Below are 14,081 nucleotides of genomic sequence, written 5' to 3'. Positions count from 1 at the left end.
CCGTTCGGTTCAGCCCAGGTTCAGAGAGCGTTCAGGGGGAGTTCAGGGGCACCTGCGTAGTCTGGGCCCGTACTCAAAGCCCGAAGCGTACGAGGTAACACTATGACGACGTTCAAGAAGCTGATGTTAGCGGTTACCATGCTCAGTGCCAGTGCCGCAGTCCAGGCCTCTGACGGTAACCTGATGATCCAGGACAATAACAGGATCAAGAAATCCAGCAGTGTGAGTGCAGGTCTTGATCACGTCAGCTTCAATGATGCCGGCGGCCAGGGCTCTACCTGGGGCCAGCCGCTGGGCCGGGCTACTCCGTCGTCGCCCTATTACGCAGGATACGAGAACCTATCCGGCCGTTTTAACGGCACTAAACTACGCCAGCAAGACCTGCAGGGCCGCTATGATGTACCCCTGCCGGAAAGTTGACTTGCCTTGGAGAGCTTTATGAAACTGCTGGTTGTGGAAGATGAGGCGCTGTTGCGTCATCACTTGCTGACCCGACTCACCGACAGCGGTCACGTGGTTGAAGCCGTGGCCAATGCCGAGGAGGCGTTGTACCAGACCGGGCAATTCAACCATGACCTGGCAGTCATCGACCTGGGCCTGCCGGGCATGAGCGGGCTGGACCTGATCCGCCAGTTGCGGGCCCAGGCCAAGACATTCCCGATTCTGATCCTGACGGCGCGCGGCAACTGGCAGGATAAGGTCGAAGGTTTGGCGGCGGGTGCCGACGACTACGTGGTCAAGCCGTTCCAGTTCGAAGAGCTGGAAGCGCGGATGAACGCGTTGCTGCGTCGCTCCAGCGGTTTCACCCAGTCGACCATCGTTGCCGGCCCCTTGCTGCTGGACCTCAATCGCAAGCAGGCATCCCTCGAGGAACAGCCGCTGGCGCTGACCGCCTATGAATACCGGATCCTTGAGTATCTGATGCGTCACCATCAACAGGTGGTGGCCAAGGACCGCCTGATGGAACAGCTCTATCCTGATGATGACGAGCGTGATCCGAATGTGATCGAAGTGCTGGTCGGCCGTCTGCGTCGCAAACTGGAAGGGCCATCGGGTTTCAAGCCGATCGACACCGTACGTGGCCTGGGTTACCTGTTTAACGAGCGCTGCCGTTGATTCGCTCGTTACGTGTGCGCCTGATGTTGGCGGCCACTATCCTGGCCGTGTTGTTCATGCTGGCGTTGCTGCCGGCCATGCAAGGCGCCTTCAGCCTGGCCTTGCAGGACTCCATTGAGCAGCGTTTGGCGTCGGACGTAACGACCCTGATTTCTGCGGCTCGTGTCGAAAACAATCGGCTGTTGATGCCAGCGCAATTGCCGGATGAGCGCTTCAACCTCACCGACAGCCGCCTGCTGGGCTACATCTATGACCGTGAGGGCCATCTGGTCTGGCGCTCGCGGGCGACCCAGGAAGAAAACATCAACTACAAACCGCGCTATGACGGGCGCGGTAATGAGTTTGCGCGGATTCGCGAGGCCAACGGCCAGGAGTTCTTCGTCTATGACGTCGAGGTCAAGCTGCTGGGGGGCAAAAGCGCAGCCTTCAGTATCGTCGCCCTGCAACCGGTGCGCGAATACCAACTGACCCTCGAAGGCCTGCGGGAGAACCTCTACCTGGGTTTTGGCGCGGCGTTGCTGGTGTTGCTGACATTACTCTGGATCGGTTTGACCTGGGGCTTGCAAGCATTGCGGCGGCTAAGCCAGGAGTTGGACCAGATCGAAGGCGGCACCCGCGAAAGCCTCAGTGAAGAACACCCTCGAGAGCTGTTGCGCCTGACCGGTTCCCTCAACCGCCTGCTGCATAGCGAACGCGAACAGCGCACCCGCTATCGCGATTCCCTGGATGACCTGGCTCACAGCCTGAAAACCCCGCTGGCGGTGTTGCAGGGCGTGAGTGAAGACATGGCCCAGCGCCCCGAAGACCGCGACCAGGCCTGGGTCCTGCAGTCGCAGATCGAGCGCATGAGCCAACAGATCAGCTATCAACTGCAACGCGCCAGCCTGCGCAAAAGCGGCCTGGTGCGTCACCAGGTGCGCTTGCAGCCGGTGCTGCAAAGCCTGTGCGACACACTGGACAAGGTCTACCGTGACAAGGCCGTTCACGTGGCCTTTGTGCTGTCGGACGAGTGTGATGTGCCCATCGAGAAGGGTGCCTTGCTGGAGTTGCTCGGCAACCTGCTGGAAAACGCCTATCGCCTGTGCCTCAGCGAAGTACGCGTCACCTTGCAAGAAAGCCTGGAAGGCATCGAACTGTGCATCGAAGACGACGGCCCCGGCGTGCCGCCGGACCAGCGTGCGCGGATCCTGGAAAGGGGTGAACGGCTGGATCGCCAGCATCCGGGGCAGGGGATTGGTTTGGCGGTGGTCAAGGACATCATAGAAAGCTATGGCGCACAGCTGACCCTTGGGGATTCGCCGCTGGGTGGCGCGGCGTTCAAGATTCACTTTCCGGCTGTTTGATCTTTGTTGGCTGTGCTGGCCTCTTCGCGAGCAAGCCCGCTCCCACATTTGACCGAGTTGTCATGCCGATCACCGATCAAATGTGGGAGCGGGCTTGCTCGCGAAAGCGTCAGTCCAGGCAACATACCTCTAACTTTCCTGCGCCCGGTACGCCCCCGGCGTCAGCCCGGTCCATTTCTTGAACGCCCGATGAAACGCCGACGGCTCGGAAAACCCCAACTGCTCGGCAATTTCCTGCAGCGACAGATCCGCCCGCCCCAGGTGGTAAATCGCGATATCCCGACGCAACTCATCCTTGAGCACCTGAAAGCTGGTGCCTTCCTCCCGCAAATGCCGGCGCAAGGTTTGTGGGCTGATATGCAGGTGTTGAGCCACGGCCTCCAGGTCAGGCCAAGGCGTACGGTCGCGGCTCAGTAAGCGCCGCAACTGGCTGCTCAAGCTATCGCCCTCATCAGGGCGCGACAGCAGGTCCGCGGGGGAGCGCTCAAGGAAAAGCTTGAGGGTGCGTTCGTCCTGCAACAGCGGCAGGCTCAAGTAACGGCTATGAAATACCAGGCTGCTGGCGGGGGCGCCGAACACCTGGGGGCAGGGGAACAGCAAATCGTACTCGCCACTGTGGGCGGGCATCGAGTAGCTGAACGTCGCCTGTTCCAAGCGAATGCGCTGGCCGATCAGCCAGCTGCCGAGGCGATGCCAGATCACCAGCAGGCATTCACTCAAGAAATGATCCGGGTCCCACAACTGGGAGCCGTCCAGGCTCAGGCGAGCCATATCGCCTTCACGCGTCAGGTGCCAGCGCGGACCTTGCGGGAACAGGCTATAAAATAATAAGCCGCGTTCCAGCGCTTTCTCCAGGGTGCGGCAATGGATCAGTGCGTGGCACATCATGGCGAAGGTGCCGCGCTTGCTCGGGCCTTCGGCAAACCCCAGGTACTCGTCATCCAGCCCCAGCCAGAGCATTTGCAGCAATCGGGTGAACTGCTCGGGTGCGATGCGGGCACGAGGCTCGCAGAGCAACTCGGGCGTGATGCCTACCTGTTGCAGCACGCCCGAGTAATCGTAGCCGGCCCTGCGTGCGCCACCGAGGGCAGCCCGGGCGTAATGACTGGCGATGGTACGTTCACGCATGAAGGGGCCTCGTCCATTGAGTGGCGGATGTTAGCCATCACTTTTGGGCACCACAAGGCGGATATCCGCCAAATTGTAGGACGAGACTGGCCGGCTAGGCGGAAATCCGCCACCAGGTCCACCCTTATGACGATGTTCAGGCAACCTCAATCCCTGATGTCTAAAGGCCTTCAGGGTTTTTCAGTAAAGTGGCACGGCGTTTGCGATACATGTGGGAGAACTGCCCTGCGCAGCTCGCACAACAAATCCCTCCAGTGCAGGAGGGTTCGCAATTCAAGTGTCGTGGGCAATGGCGGATATTTGCCACACGGGACGATTGAGGAACTTTGCAATGACGACTCGTCAGCCACTGTACAAATCCCTGTATTTTCAGGTGATCGTTGCCATCGTTATCGGTATCTTGCTCGGTCATTTCTACCCGCAGACCGGCGTGGCCCTCAAGCCTCTGGGTGACGGGTTCATCAAACTGATCAAAATGGTCATCGCCCCGATCATCTTCTGCACCGTAGTCAGCGGTATCGCTGGCATGCAGAGCATGAAGTCGGTTGGCAAAACCGGTGGCTACGCGCTGCTGTACTTCGAAATCGTCTCCACCATCGCCCTGTTGATCGGTCTGGTCGTGGTTAACGTTGTGCAACCGGGCGCCGGCATGCACATCGACGTGGCTACCCTGGATGCTTCGAAAGTCGCGGCCTATGTGACGGCCGGTGCCGACCAGAGCATCGTGGGTTTCCTGCTCAACGTCATCCCTAACACCATCGTCGGTGCATTCGCCAACGGCGACATCCTGCAAGTGCTGATGTTCTCGGTGATCTTCGGTTTCGCCCTGCATCGCCTGGGTGCTTACGGCAAGCCGGTGCTGGACTTCATCGATCGCTTCGCCCACGTGATGTTCAACATCATCAACATGATCATGAAGCTCGCGCCGATCGGTGCCCTGGGTGCCATGGCGTTCACCATCGGTGCCTACGGTGTGGGTTCGCTGGTGCAGCTCGGTCAGTTGATGATCTGCTTCTACATCACCTGCATCCTGTTCGTCCTGGTGGTCCTCGGTGGTATCTGCCGCGCCCACGGTTTCAGCGTACTGAAACTGATCCGCTACATCCGTGAAGAACTGCTGATCGTACTGGGTACTTCCTCGTCCGAATCCGCATTGCCCCGCATGCTGATCAAGATGGAGCGCCTGGGCGCGAAGAAGTCGGTAGTAGGTCTGGTGATTCCAACTGGCTACTCCTTCAACCTCGACGGTACTTCGATCTACCTGACCATGGCGGCCGTGTTCATCGCTCAGGCGACTGACACCCACATGGACATTACCCACCAGATCACCCTGTTGTTGGTGCTGCTGCTGTCCTCCAAGGGTGCTGCTGGCGTGACCGGTAGTGGTTTCATCGTACTGGCGGCCACCCTGTCGGCCGTTGGTCACCTGCCGGTTGCTGGCCTGGCGCTGATCCTGGGTATCGACCGCTTCATGTCCGAAGCCCGTGCCCTGACCAACCTGGTGGGCAACGCTGTTGCAACCCTGGTGGTGGCCAAGTGGGTCAAGGAGTTGGACGAAGACAAGCTGCAAGTCGAGCTGGCTTCCGGTGGTCGTGGTATCTCCGACACCCGTGAAGAAGATGACCTGGGCGTGGCCGAAGGCCCGGCTCCTGTCATCAAGTAAGCTGCACAGCGTATGAAAAAACCCATCTTCGGATGGGTTTTTTTATGCCTCGTCAATTCTATTGAACGTTTATGCAATTGCCGCTCACCGCCAACACTGCCTACTCTGTGTCCAATCGAATTGGAATCGGAGCTCCCATGTCAGGCCCGTTGGCGTCCCTCAAAGTGCTGGATTTCTCGACCCTGCTGCCGGGGCCGTTCGCCTCGTTGCTGCTGGCGGACATGGGTGCCGAGGTATTGCGTATCGAATCGCCCACCCGCATGGACCTGCTGCGGGTGCTGCCGCCCCATGACCACGGCGTCTCGGCGAGCCACGCTTACCTGAATCGCAACAAGCGCAGTCTGGCCCTGGATCTCAAGCAGGCCGAAGCCGTGGAGATTGTCCGGCAACTGGTGAAAGATCACGACATTGTCCTTGAGCAGTTTCGCCCCGGTGTGATGGAGCGGTTGGGCCTGGGGTACGAGGCCTTGAAGGCGATCAATCCTAAGTTGATCTACGTGTCGATCACCGGTTACGGCCAGACCGGTCCTTACAAGGACCGCGCCGGCCATGACATCAACTACCTGGCACTGGCCGGTGTGGCCAGCTACACCGGGCGCCAGGACAGTGGGCCGGTGCCTTTGGGGGTGCAGTTGGCAGACGTTGGCGGCGGCTCGCTGCATGCGGTAATCGGCCTGTTGGCGGCCGTGATCGCTCGGCAGCAGAGTGGTGTCGGCCAGTATCTGGACGTGAGCATGACCGACTGCGCCTTCAGTTTTAACGCCATGGCCGGTGCTGGTTACCTGGCCTGTGGCGTAGAGCCGGACTGGGAAAACCAGGTGCTCAATGGCGGCAGTTTCTATGACTACTACCGCTCGCGGGATGGTCGTTGGCTGTCGGTGGGGAGCCTGGAGCCGGCCTTCATGCAGCAGTTGTGTGCGGCCTTGGGGCGTCCGGAACTGGCCGCCCAGGGATTGTCGCCCAAGCCAGAGCAGCAAAAAGCCCTCAAACAGGCGCTGCAGATCGAGTTCGAGAAGCGCAGTTTTGCTGAGTTGTGCGCGTTGTTCGCCGCAACGGATGCGTGTGTCGAACCGGTGCTGAGCCTGAGCGAAGCCCTTGAACATCCCCAATTGAAAACCCGGGAACTGGTCAGCCAGGTGCCTCGAGGCGACGGCTCGACCCAGGCGCAAATGGCGTGCCCGCTGAAGTTCTCGGAAGGCTTGCCGACGCCCAGGCATATTGGCGTAGCGTTGGGGGCCCACAGCGACCAGGTGTTGGCGGAGTTGGGGTTCAGTGCACAGCGGATAGATGATTTGCGGCGTGCCAAGGTGATTAAGTAGCGCTTGGGCCGGCCCCTTCGCGAGCAAGTCGAATCGTCGCACCGCCGCTCCCACATTTGATCGCATTCCAATGTGGGAGCGGCGGTGCGACGATTCGACTTGCTCGCGAAGGGGCCCTTACAGCCACCACAAGCGCTACTCCACCCGGGTTTCCCCGGTAAACACCAGTGTCTCTCGGCACCGCCTGCACAAATACCGCCGCCCCTGGCTCACCAACCCATGGCGTTGGGCCGAAAACGGGAAATCGCTGTCGGCGCACGGGCAACGGTAGATATAGCGGGTCATCCGCCGCCGCTGGATTTCATAGGTATGGCAGCGGTCGGGCGGTAGTTCGTACACCCCACGCATGATCAGTTGCCATTCCTCGCCGTGGGGCTGGATGCGCTCGCCGAACAATTGGTGGGCAATCAGGTGCGCCACTTCGTGGGCGACGGTCTGTTTGAGGAAGTGCTGGCTGTTTTCACGGTACAACTGCGGGTTGAAGCGCAGCAGGTTCTCGTGCAAATGCGCGACACCGGCTTTCTGGCCTCGTAGCTTGAGGCTGACTTGAGGGCGTTTGAAACTTCGTTTGAAAAAGGATTCGGCTTGTTGGAAACAATCTTCGACGCGGGTATTGAGTTGCTCGGGCATGCTGTACATATCTCCAGAGATGTCCAGTATGCCGCAAACTAGGGTGGATCCGAATCTGTCAGGCGCCGAATGGTCATGCATAACGCACAAAGCCACCTTGTGGTGGCTTTTCCTGCGAGGTGAAGCGGCCTAATTGGTATAGATCGGCCCGACGCCCAGGCCCCAGACGATCACGGTAAACGCCATGATCGCGACCAGCACCACCAGGCCCACGGCCAATACCGAGCTGGAAAACAGGAAGCCTTCGTCCGGGTTGATGTTCATGAAGGTCGGTAGCCCCACGTACAGCAGGTACACCGTGTAACAGATGGCGGCGGTGCCGACGACCATGCCCAGCCACATATGCGGGTACAGCGCCGCCAACCCGCCGAGAAACAACGGTGTTGCGGTATAGGTGGCAAAGGCTACGCAGCGCGCCATGCTTGGGTTGGCATCGTAGGTGCGGGCCATCCAGTGAACGAAGGCGCCCATGACCGCCACGCCACCGAGCATCGCCAGGTACGACATGACCGTCATCCACAAGGCGCTTTCCACGGTCAGCATGACCGGGGCGCGGCTGCCGATGACCCAACCGACCTGTGTGGTACCGATAAAGGCTGACACGGCGGGGATCGCCGCGAGAATCAGCGTGTGAGTGAGGTACATGTGGCTGATGCTTTCTTCCTTGTCGCCACGAATCTGCCGCCATTCCTGATCGGGGTGGGTGAAAAGCCCCACAACGTGATGGATCATGCCAGTCACTCCTGTCGTTATTACCATCGCCCCCCAGTGGAGCGCCCACGGGCCAATTGGCCTGAAAGGTCTGGATATATGTGCGACCTTATGTCGCAGTATAGGAACGGATGACCGGAAAAACTGTGGGGCTTTAGAGCAAATTGCGCTGTAAACACTGGGGTTAATCGCGGTTGGGTCTGTCAGGAGTAGCGCAATCAAGTGTGCGAGCGGGCTTGTGTGGGAGCGGGCTTGCTCGCGAAGGCGGTGTATCAGTCAGCACATGTATTGACTGACCCAGCGTATTCGCGAGCAAGCCCGCTCCCACACAAACCCACTCCCACACAGGATCTGCGTCGCTCATCCCGATTTTTTTGCGTAAAATACCCGGCTTTTCGTCACATACCTTTCGCGGATCCAAGCGCCATGGGCACTCTTACGGTCAACCAGAACAAACTGCAAAAACGCCTGCGTCGCCTGGCCGGCGAAGCGGTCGCCGATTTCAACATGATCGAGGAAGGTGACAAGGTCATGGTCTGCCTGTCCGGCGGCAAAGACAGCTACACGATGCTCGATGTGCTGATGCACCTGCAAAAGGTCGCGCCCATCAAGTTCGACATCGTGGCCGTGAACATGGACCAGAAGCAGCCCGGGTTTCCCGAGGATGTGTTGCCGGCCTACCTTAAAGCACTGGGGGTCGAGTACCACATCGTCGAAAAAGACACCTATTCGGTGGTCAAGGAGCTGATCCCGGAGGGCAAGACCACCTGCTCGCTGTGCTCGCGCCTGCGCCGTGGCACGCTCTACACCTTTGCCGACGAGATTGGCGCGACCAAGATGGCTTTGGGTCATCACCGCGATGATATCGTCGAAACCTTCTTCCTCAATATGTTCTTCAACGGCTCCCTCAAGGCAATGCCGCCCAAGTTGCGGGCCGACGACGGGCGCAACGTGGTGATCCGTCCGCTGGCGTATTGCAACGAAAAGGACATCCAGGCGTACTCGGATTTCAAGCAATTCCCGATCATTCCGTGCAACCTCTGCGGCTCCCAGGAAAACCTGCAACGCCAGGTGGTCAAGGAGATGTTGCTGGAGTGGGAGCGCAAGACCCCGGGCCGTACCGAGAGTATCTTCCGCAGTTTGCAGAACGTGATCCCGTCGCAGTTGGCCGACCGCAATCTGTTCGACTTCAGCAGCCTGCGCATCGACGAAACGGCAGCTTCACGTTTCGTCAACGTAGTGAACCTCTGAGCCGTTCAATCGCTCTGACAGACGGCGCTCCTGAGCGCCGTTTTCATTTCATTCCATAGGAGAGGGCATGCGCGATTACAAGTGGCTGCACGAATATTGTCTGAACCATTTCGGTTCGGCGGCCGAGCTGGAAGCGCACCTGCCTGTGCCCAAGACCGCGGCGCAATTGCGCAAGATCAGTGATGATCGCTATCTGTCGACCTTGTCGCTGCGGGTGTTTCGTGCCGGGCTCAAGCACAGTGTGGTGGACGCCAAGTGGCCGGCGTTCGAGCAAGTATTCTTTGGCTTCGATCCAGAAAAAGTCGTGCTGATGGGCGCCGAACACCTGGAGCGACTGATGCAGGACACGCGGATCATTCGCCACTTGGGCAAGCTCAAGAGCGTGCCGCGCAACGCGCAGATGATTCTGGATATCGAGAAGGAAAAGGGCAGCTTTGGCGCATTGATTGCGGACTGGCCGGTGACCGATATCGTCGGCCTGTGGAAGTATTTGAGCAAGCACGGTCATCAGTTGGGCGGGTTGTCGGCGCCACGCTTTTTGCGCATGGTCGGCAAGGACACCTTCGTCCCCAGCTATGACGTGGTGGCGGCGCTGAATGCGCAGAAGATTGTCGACAAGGTACCCACCAGCTTGCGTGATCTGGCGACGGTGCAGGGCGCATTCAACCAGTGGCACACCGAGAGCGGGCGGCCGATGTGTCAGTTGTCGATGATGCTGGCCTACACCGTTAATCACTGACCTTGTGGCGAGGGGGCTTTTGTGGCGAGGGGGCTTGCCGGATCGCTCGCCACAATAGCTGCCTATCAGGCTACCTGACCTTCCCCCGCCAACCGCCGATCCAGCTGGAACCGCCAGCGCACATAAATCATCGCCGTGCAGAACACGGCCAAACTGGCCAGCATTTCCAGTACGCCAAACCACTGTCGGTTCGGGTCGTACGCTGCCAGTGCGCCCTTGATGAAGTACAGATTCACCATAAAACACATCCACGAATGCCCACGCGCGCTGCCGATCACCATGCCTGGCGCCAGCAACAGCAGCGGCACCAGCTCGATCAGCAAGATCACCCAGGGCCGTGCGCCATGCAGGTCGGCGAACATCAGGTAATAGGCGCACAGCAAACCCACCAGCCCGAGAAAACTCACCAGGCTCAGGACCCGTGCCACCTTGACCCGCGGCTCCAGCCAAGCCTGGGGCGGCAGGACTTTAGGCTTCTTGGCCACGGCCGCTCTCCAGTTTCATGGCGGTCTTCGCCAGGCGTAGGCCCAGGGCACGGCACAGGGTGATTTCATGTTGGTCCAATGCCCGTTTGCCATCGGCACCGGCATGGTGGCTGGCCCCGTAAGGCGTGCCGCCACCCTGGGTGTCGAGCAGCGCCTGTTCGCTGTAGGGCAGGCCGGTGATCAGCATGCCGTGGTGCAGCAGCGGCAGCAGCATCGACATCAAGGTGGTTTCCTGGCCGCCGTGCAGGCTGGCGGTGGAGGTGAAGACCCCGGCCGGTTTGCCGACGAGGGCGCCGGTCAGCCACAGGTTGATGGTGCCGTCGAGAAAGTACTTCAACGGAGCTGCCATGTTGCCAAAGCGGGTCGGGCTGCCCAGGGCCAGGCCCGAGCAGTTTTTCAGGTCATCAAGGCTGGCGTACAGCGCGCCTTCAGCCGGAATGCTGGGGGCCACCGCTTCGCATTCGGTGGAGATTGCCGGCACGGTGCGCAGTCGCGCTTCGAGCCCGGCTTGCTCGATGCCCCGACCAATCTGCCGGGCCATTTCGCTGACCGAGCCGTTGCGGCTGTAATACAGCACCAGCACATACGGCGCACTCACGGCAGAATCTCCAGGACTTTTTCTGGAGGACGGCCAATCACGGCCTTGGCGGCGGTTTCCAGGATCGGGCGTTCCATCAGTTTCGGATGAGCGGCGATGGCGGCGATCAGTTGCGCTTCGCTCAGGCTGGCATCGGCCAGGTTGAGGGTTTTGTACTCCTCTTCGCCGGTGCGCAGCAGTTGCCGGGCGCTGATCTGCAATTTTCCCAGCAAGGCCTGCAAGTGTGCGGCGTCGAGCGGGGTTTCCAGGTAGCGCACCACGGTGGGCGTCAGGCCTCGGGCTTCCAGGAGTTCGAGCGCACCGCGAGATTTCGAGCAGCGCGGGTTGTGATAAAGCGTCAGATCGGTCATGTGCGGGTCGCATCTTGCGTAAGGTGGCGGGTATTCTACCTGCGCTGCGTGAAGTCCTGAACCTTCAGAGGCGATAGGCCGCAGTTCATGTTCATTTTTGCTTGAAGGAATACCCCATGACGAGGCGACTGTTAGGCGCATTGTTTATCACCACGACGCTACTGCTCAGCGGTTGCGGCAATGACTATGGCGTTGATCAATACGGTCAGAAAGTGGCTGCCGAACGCCTGGACAAGCAATGGCTGGTGGTCAATTACTGGGCAGAATGGTGTGGTCCGTGCCGTACCGAGATTCCGGAGCTCAACGCGTTGGCCGAGCAACTCAAGGGCCAGTCGGTGGGTGTGTTTGGCGTCAACTTCGACAATGCACAGGGCGAGGAGCTCAAGAGCGCCAGTGACAAGCTGGGCATCAAGTTCACCGTGCTGGCGCAGAACCCCGACGGGATATTCGATATTCCCCGCAGCGAAGCCTTGCCGGTGACTTACATCATCGATGACAAGGGCAAGGTGCGTGAACAGTTGATGGGTGAGCAGACGGCAGAAGGGGTGTTGGCCAAGCTCAAGGCGCTGCGCGGTTAAAGTGTGGGAGCGGCGGTGCGACGAGCGAACACGGTTGTAGCCGCTGCCGAGGCACGAGGCTGCGATGCGTGTCCGCAGGACCGCCCTTGGGGCCGCTACGTCGGAATGCCGCACCAAACCCATCGCAGCCTCATTCTTCGGCAGCGGCTACAACCGTATTCGCGAGCCAGTCGAATCGTCGCACCGGCGCTCCCACATTTTGATCCGCAGTGCTTTATAAAGCGCGAATCAGCCCTCTTCCAGCCACAGCCGCAACGGCTTGCCTTCGGCCGGCCAGAAACGGGTTTGCTCGATAGGCGAGATGTCCCAGCGCTCCACGGTCTGCAAGGCCTCGAAGAAACGGTGCTCCTGCTCCATCAGCGCCTCGGCGCAGAATTTGCGGGTGCTGCCGATCTTGCCGAAGCTCAGCTTGTCGCCGTTGAGGGTGTATGGCGCAAACCAGTGGTTGCAGCCGCCATTGCCATAGGCCCGGCCGTCGGAGCCGAGGGTGACGGTCAAGTGGGCGTAGTCCATCAGTGGCCGTTCGCCGATCCACTCCAGTACGTAGCTGTGATCCTGCTGGAGCTTGACCGGTTCACCGGCGCAACCTGCCAGGCCTGCTCCCAGCGCAGCGAGCAGGAACAACGGCTTCATTGAGCCGCCTTCTGGCATTTCGGGCAGCGATGCTTGTCACCGACCGTGGCCCAGCCCAACTCGGCGATTCGCGCAGTGGCGGCCGGTTGCAGGGGCTCCTTGGTCAGCTTGGTCTCTACCGAGAACTCAAACTCAAGTTTCGCCTCACAGCTGTCGCAGTTGACGTTCCAGGTGTGAATTTCCAGCTCGCCGAACTTCGGTCCTTGAGCCATGGCGACCCATTGGCCAGCCGGCTTGAGGGAATAGCGAGCATCGCCTTCAACGGTCAGGCGCATTGACAGGGTCTTGCTGCCGCGCAGGGTAACGATCAGCACATCGCCGTTTTTAATCGAGCCACCGTTGCCGGTGACTTGATAACGGCCCGGCACCAAGGCGCGGCATTCGATCAGGGTGTGTTGCGGGCTCAGCAAGCTGAAGCGGAAATCGTGTTCGGTCATGGATCCTCCAAATAGGCGCGGCATCCTATCACGGGCCGCAGCCCATCATCGTTCCGGTATGTGACCATTGATCAGCCGTCGACCACGTTCTGCGGCAGCCCGTCGGCCCATGCCGCGATGTTCGCCAAAGTAGTGCCGGCAATCGCCGCCAGGGCCTCGCGGGTCAGGAACGCCTGGTGCGCCGTGATGATCACGTTGGGGAAGGTCAGCAGGCGCGCCAGCACGTCGTCTTGCAGCGGCAAGTCCGAGCGATCCTCGAAAAACAGCTGCGCCTCTTCTTCATAGACATCCAGCCCCAGATAGCCCAGTTGTCCCTCCTTGAGCGCCTCGATCAGCGCCGGTGTGTCCACCAGGCCGCCGCGCCCGGTATTGATCAGCATGGCACCGGGCTGCATGCGGGCCAGGGACCGGGCGTTGATCAAGTGTTTGCTGTCGGTGGTCAGTGGGCAATGCAGGCTGATGATCTGCGCCTGGGCCAGCAGCTCTGGCAGGGTTACATAGCGGGCGCCCAGCGCTTCGACCTGGGGATTGGGGTAGGGATCGTACGCCAGCAAGGTACAGCCAAACCCGGCCATGATTTTGGCGAAGGTGGCGCCGATCTGCCCGGTGCCGACCACCCCGACGGTCTTGCCCACCAGGTCGAAGCCGGTCAGGCCGTGGAGGCTGAAGTCGCCGTCGCGGGTGCGGTTGTAGGCGCGGTGCAGGCGGCGGTTGAGGGCCAGGATCAGCGCGACGGCATGTTCGGCCACCGCATGCGGCGAGTAGGCTGGCACGCGGACAATGGTCAGGCCCAGGCGCTTGGCGGCCGCCAGGTCGACATGGTTGTAGCCGGCCGAACGCAGGGCAATCAGCCGCGTGCCGCCATGGGCCAGGTGTTCCAGCACGGGCGCGCTGAGGTCGTCGTTGATAAAGGCACAAACCACCTCGTGATGTTCCGCCAGGGTCACGGTGTCGAGGTTCAGGCGGGCGGGCTGGAATTGCAGCTCCATGCCCGCAGGTAACGCTTCGCCCAGGAAACTGTCACGGTCGTAGGCCTGGCTGCTGAAGAGGATGATGCGCATCAAGTCGTTCCTTTGGACTGAGGCCAGCTAACGGATTCC

At 60.3% G+C, this 14,081-nt stretch carries 17 protein-coding genes; 8 read left to right on the top strand and 9 right to left on the bottom strand.

Features of this window, described 5'->3' with window-relative positions; translation table 11 throughout:
* Window positions 1–102 precede the first annotated feature (102 nt).
* Genes J7E41_RS18310 through J7E41_RS18300 form a run of 3 tightly spaced genes read left to right on the top strand, consistent with a single transcriptional unit; the run spans window position 103 to window position 2,459 of the window.
* The gene (locus tag J7E41_RS18310) at window positions 103–420 is read left to right on the top strand and encodes a hypothetical protein (RefSeq protein ID WP_214994914.1); all 318 of its coding nucleotides are present in this window, start codon (window positions 103–105) and stop codon (window positions 418–420) included.
* A gap of 18 nt (window positions 421–438) precedes the next feature.
* Window positions 439–1,116: a response regulator transcription factor gene (locus J7E41_RS18305; protein WP_169355850.1), complete on the top strand. Its 678-nt coding sequence runs from the start codon at window positions 439–441 to the stop codon at window positions 1,114–1,116.
* Window positions 1,113–2,459, top strand: coding sequence for an ATP-binding protein (locus tag J7E41_RS18300; RefSeq protein WP_214994912.1), 1,347 nt, complete (start codon window positions 1,113–1,115; stop codon window positions 2,457–2,459). Before J7E41_RS18305 ends, J7E41_RS18300 begins: the two co-directional genes overlap by 4 nt.
* 129 nt (window positions 2,460–2,588) lie before the next feature.
* Here J7E41_RS18300 and J7E41_RS18295 read toward each other — a convergent pair whose 3' ends face one another.
* On the bottom strand, window positions 2,589–3,587 hold the full coding sequence (locus J7E41_RS18295) for an AraC family transcriptional regulator (RefSeq protein WP_214994910.1): 999 nt from the start codon (window positions 3,585–3,587) through the stop codon (window positions 2,589–2,591).
* Window positions 3,588–3,918: 331 nt separating this feature from the next.
* On the opposite strand from J7E41_RS18295, the gene J7E41_RS18290 reads away from it, so the two are divergent.
* Both J7E41_RS18290 and J7E41_RS18285 read left to right on the top strand, forming a co-directional pair.
* Window positions 3,919–5,250: a dicarboxylate/amino acid:cation symporter gene (locus J7E41_RS18290; protein WP_214994909.1), complete on the top strand. Its 1,332-nt coding sequence runs from the start codon at window positions 3,919–3,921 to the stop codon at window positions 5,248–5,250.
* Window positions 5,251–5,387: 137 nt separating this feature from the next.
* A complete protein-coding gene (locus J7E41_RS18285; RefSeq protein ID WP_214994907.1) occupies window positions 5,388–6,569 on the top strand; it encodes a CaiB/BaiF CoA transferase family protein in 1,182 nt (393 codons plus the stop codon).
* Window positions 6,570–6,704: 135 nt separating this feature from the next.
* Here J7E41_RS18285 and J7E41_RS18280 read toward each other — a convergent pair whose 3' ends face one another.
* Complete coding sequence (locus J7E41_RS18280) at window positions 6,705–7,199, bottom strand: SprT family zinc-dependent metalloprotease (RefSeq protein WP_155583185.1); 495 nt, start codon at window positions 7,197–7,199, stop codon at window positions 6,705–6,707.
* A 129-nt stretch (window positions 7,200–7,328) separates the two neighbouring features.
* Window positions 7,329–7,931, bottom strand: a complete 603-nt coding sequence (locus tag J7E41_RS18275; RefSeq protein ID WP_155583184.1) for a Yip1 family protein — start codon at window positions 7,929–7,931, stop codon at window positions 7,329–7,331.
* A 405-nt stretch (window positions 7,932–8,336) separates the two neighbouring features.
* Here J7E41_RS18275 and ttcA point away from each other — a divergent pair, with 405 nt between their 5' ends.
* Complete coding sequence (gene ttcA / locus J7E41_RS18270; RefSeq protein WP_214994905.1) at window positions 8,337–9,161, top strand: tRNA 2-thiocytidine(32) synthetase TtcA; 825 nt, start codon at window positions 8,337–8,339, stop codon at window positions 9,159–9,161.
* Between the two features lie 67 nt (window positions 9,162–9,228).
* Window positions 9,229–9,900 (top strand): DNA-3-methyladenine glycosylase I, encoded by a 672-nt coding sequence (locus J7E41_RS18265; RefSeq protein ID WP_214994903.1) that lies wholly within the window; start codon window positions 9,229–9,231, stop codon window positions 9,898–9,900.
* Between the two features lie 65 nt (window positions 9,901–9,965).
* On the opposite strand, the gene J7E41_RS18260 is transcribed toward J7E41_RS18265, so the two are convergent.
* Genes J7E41_RS18260 through arsC form a run of 3 tightly spaced genes read right to left on the bottom strand, consistent with a single transcriptional unit; the run spans window position 9,966 to window position 11,333 of the window.
* A complete protein-coding gene (locus J7E41_RS18260; protein ID WP_214994901.1) occupies window positions 9,966–10,385 on the bottom strand; it encodes a DUF2069 domain-containing protein in 420 nt (139 codons plus the stop codon).
* The gene (wrbA, locus tag J7E41_RS18255; RefSeq protein ID WP_214994899.1) at window positions 10,369–10,983 is read right to left on the bottom strand and encodes an NAD(P)H:quinone oxidoreductase; all 615 of its coding nucleotides are present in this window, start codon (window positions 10,981–10,983) and stop codon (window positions 10,369–10,371) included. Before wrbA ends, J7E41_RS18260 begins: the two co-directional genes overlap by 17 nt.
* A complete protein-coding gene (arsC, locus tag J7E41_RS18250; RefSeq protein WP_214994897.1) occupies window positions 10,980–11,333 on the bottom strand; it encodes an arsenate reductase (glutaredoxin) in 354 nt (117 codons plus the stop codon). The genes wrbA and arsC overlap by 4 nt, the downstream gene beginning before the upstream one ends.
* Before the next feature lie 116 nt (window positions 11,334–11,449).
* Between arsC and J7E41_RS18245 the strand changes: the two genes are divergently transcribed.
* A complete protein-coding gene (locus J7E41_RS18245; RefSeq protein ID WP_214994895.1) occupies window positions 11,450–11,911 on the top strand; it encodes a TlpA family protein disulfide reductase in 462 nt (153 codons plus the stop codon).
* A 228-nt stretch (window positions 11,912–12,139) separates the two neighbouring features.
* Here J7E41_RS18245 and J7E41_RS18240 read toward each other — a convergent pair whose 3' ends face one another.
* The 3 genes from J7E41_RS18240 to J7E41_RS18230 form a co-directional block, all read right to left on the bottom strand.
* Complete coding sequence (locus J7E41_RS18240; RefSeq protein WP_214994893.1) at window positions 12,140–12,544, bottom strand: META domain-containing protein; 405 nt, start codon at window positions 12,542–12,544, stop codon at window positions 12,140–12,142.
* The gene (locus J7E41_RS18235) at window positions 12,541–12,981 is read right to left on the bottom strand and encodes a hypothetical protein (protein ID WP_214994891.1); all 441 of its coding nucleotides are present in this window, start codon (window positions 12,979–12,981) and stop codon (window positions 12,541–12,543) included. Before J7E41_RS18235 ends, J7E41_RS18240 begins: the two co-directional genes overlap by 4 nt.
* A 71-nt stretch (window positions 12,982–13,052) precedes the next feature.
* On the bottom strand, window positions 13,053–14,042 hold the full coding sequence (locus tag J7E41_RS18230) for a 2-hydroxyacid dehydrogenase (protein WP_214994889.1): 990 nt from the start codon (window positions 14,040–14,042) through the stop codon (window positions 13,053–13,055).
* Window positions 14,043–14,081: the final 39 nt, after the last annotated feature.

The organism is Pseudomonas fluorescens, assembly GCF_018614655.1.
In the GTDB taxonomy this organism is placed as follows: Bacteria; Pseudomonadota; Gammaproteobacteria; order Pseudomonadales; family Pseudomonadaceae; genus Aquipseudomonas; species Aquipseudomonas fluorescens_BX.
Note: the sequence above shows the minus strand (reverse complement) of the source record. Positions and strands in the feature narration are given on the sequence as shown.

What these genes read in the sequence shown, in the direction of transcription:
- ttcA (WP_214994905.1), top strand. Translation starts at nt 8,337, where the DNA reads ATGGGCACTCTTACGGTCAACCAGAACAAACTGCAAAAACGCCTGCGT.
- J7E41_RS18230 (WP_214994889.1), bottom strand. Translation starts at nt 14,042, where the DNA reads ATGCGCATCATCCTCTTCAGCAGCCAGGCCTACGACCGTGACAGTTTC.
- J7E41_RS18280 (WP_155583185.1), bottom strand. Translation starts at nt 7,199, where the DNA reads ATGCCCGAGCAACTCAATACCCGCGTCGAAGATTGTTTCCAACAAGCC.
- J7E41_RS18265 (WP_214994903.1), top strand. Translation starts at nt 9,229, where the DNA reads ATGCGCGATTACAAGTGGCTGCACGAATATTGTCTGAACCATTTCGGT.
- J7E41_RS18285 (WP_214994907.1), top strand. Translation starts at nt 5,388, where the DNA reads ATGTCAGGCCCGTTGGCGTCCCTCAAAGTGCTGGATTTCTCGACCCTG.
- J7E41_RS18235 (WP_214994891.1), bottom strand. Translation starts at nt 12,981, where the DNA reads ATGACCGAACACGATTTCCGCTTCAGCTTGCTGAGCCCGCAACACACC.
- arsC (WP_214994897.1), bottom strand. Translation starts at nt 11,333, where the DNA reads ATGACCGATCTGACGCTTTATCACAACCCGCGCTGCTCGAAATCTCGC.
- J7E41_RS18240 (WP_214994893.1), bottom strand. Translation starts at nt 12,544, where the DNA reads ATGAAGCCGTTGTTCCTGCTCGCTGCGCTGGGAGCAGGCCTGGCAGGT.
- J7E41_RS18275 (WP_155583184.1), bottom strand. Translation starts at nt 7,931, where the DNA reads ATGATCCATCACGTTGTGGGGCTTTTCACCCACCCCGATCAGGAATGG.
- J7E41_RS18290 (WP_214994909.1), top strand. Translation starts at nt 3,919, where the DNA reads ATGACGACTCGTCAGCCACTGTACAAATCCCTGTATTTTCAGGTGATC.
- J7E41_RS18305 (WP_169355850.1), top strand. Translation starts at nt 439, where the DNA reads ATGAAACTGCTGGTTGTGGAAGATGAGGCGCTGTTGCGTCATCACTTG.
- J7E41_RS18310 (WP_214994914.1), top strand. Translation starts at nt 103, where the DNA reads ATGACGACGTTCAAGAAGCTGATGTTAGCGGTTACCATGCTCAGTGCC.
- J7E41_RS18295 (WP_214994910.1), bottom strand. Translation starts at nt 3,587, where the DNA reads ATGCGTGAACGTACCATCGCCAGTCATTACGCCCGGGCTGCCCTCGGT.
- J7E41_RS18245 (WP_214994895.1), top strand. Translation starts at nt 11,450, where the DNA reads ATGACGAGGCGACTGTTAGGCGCATTGTTTATCACCACGACGCTACTG.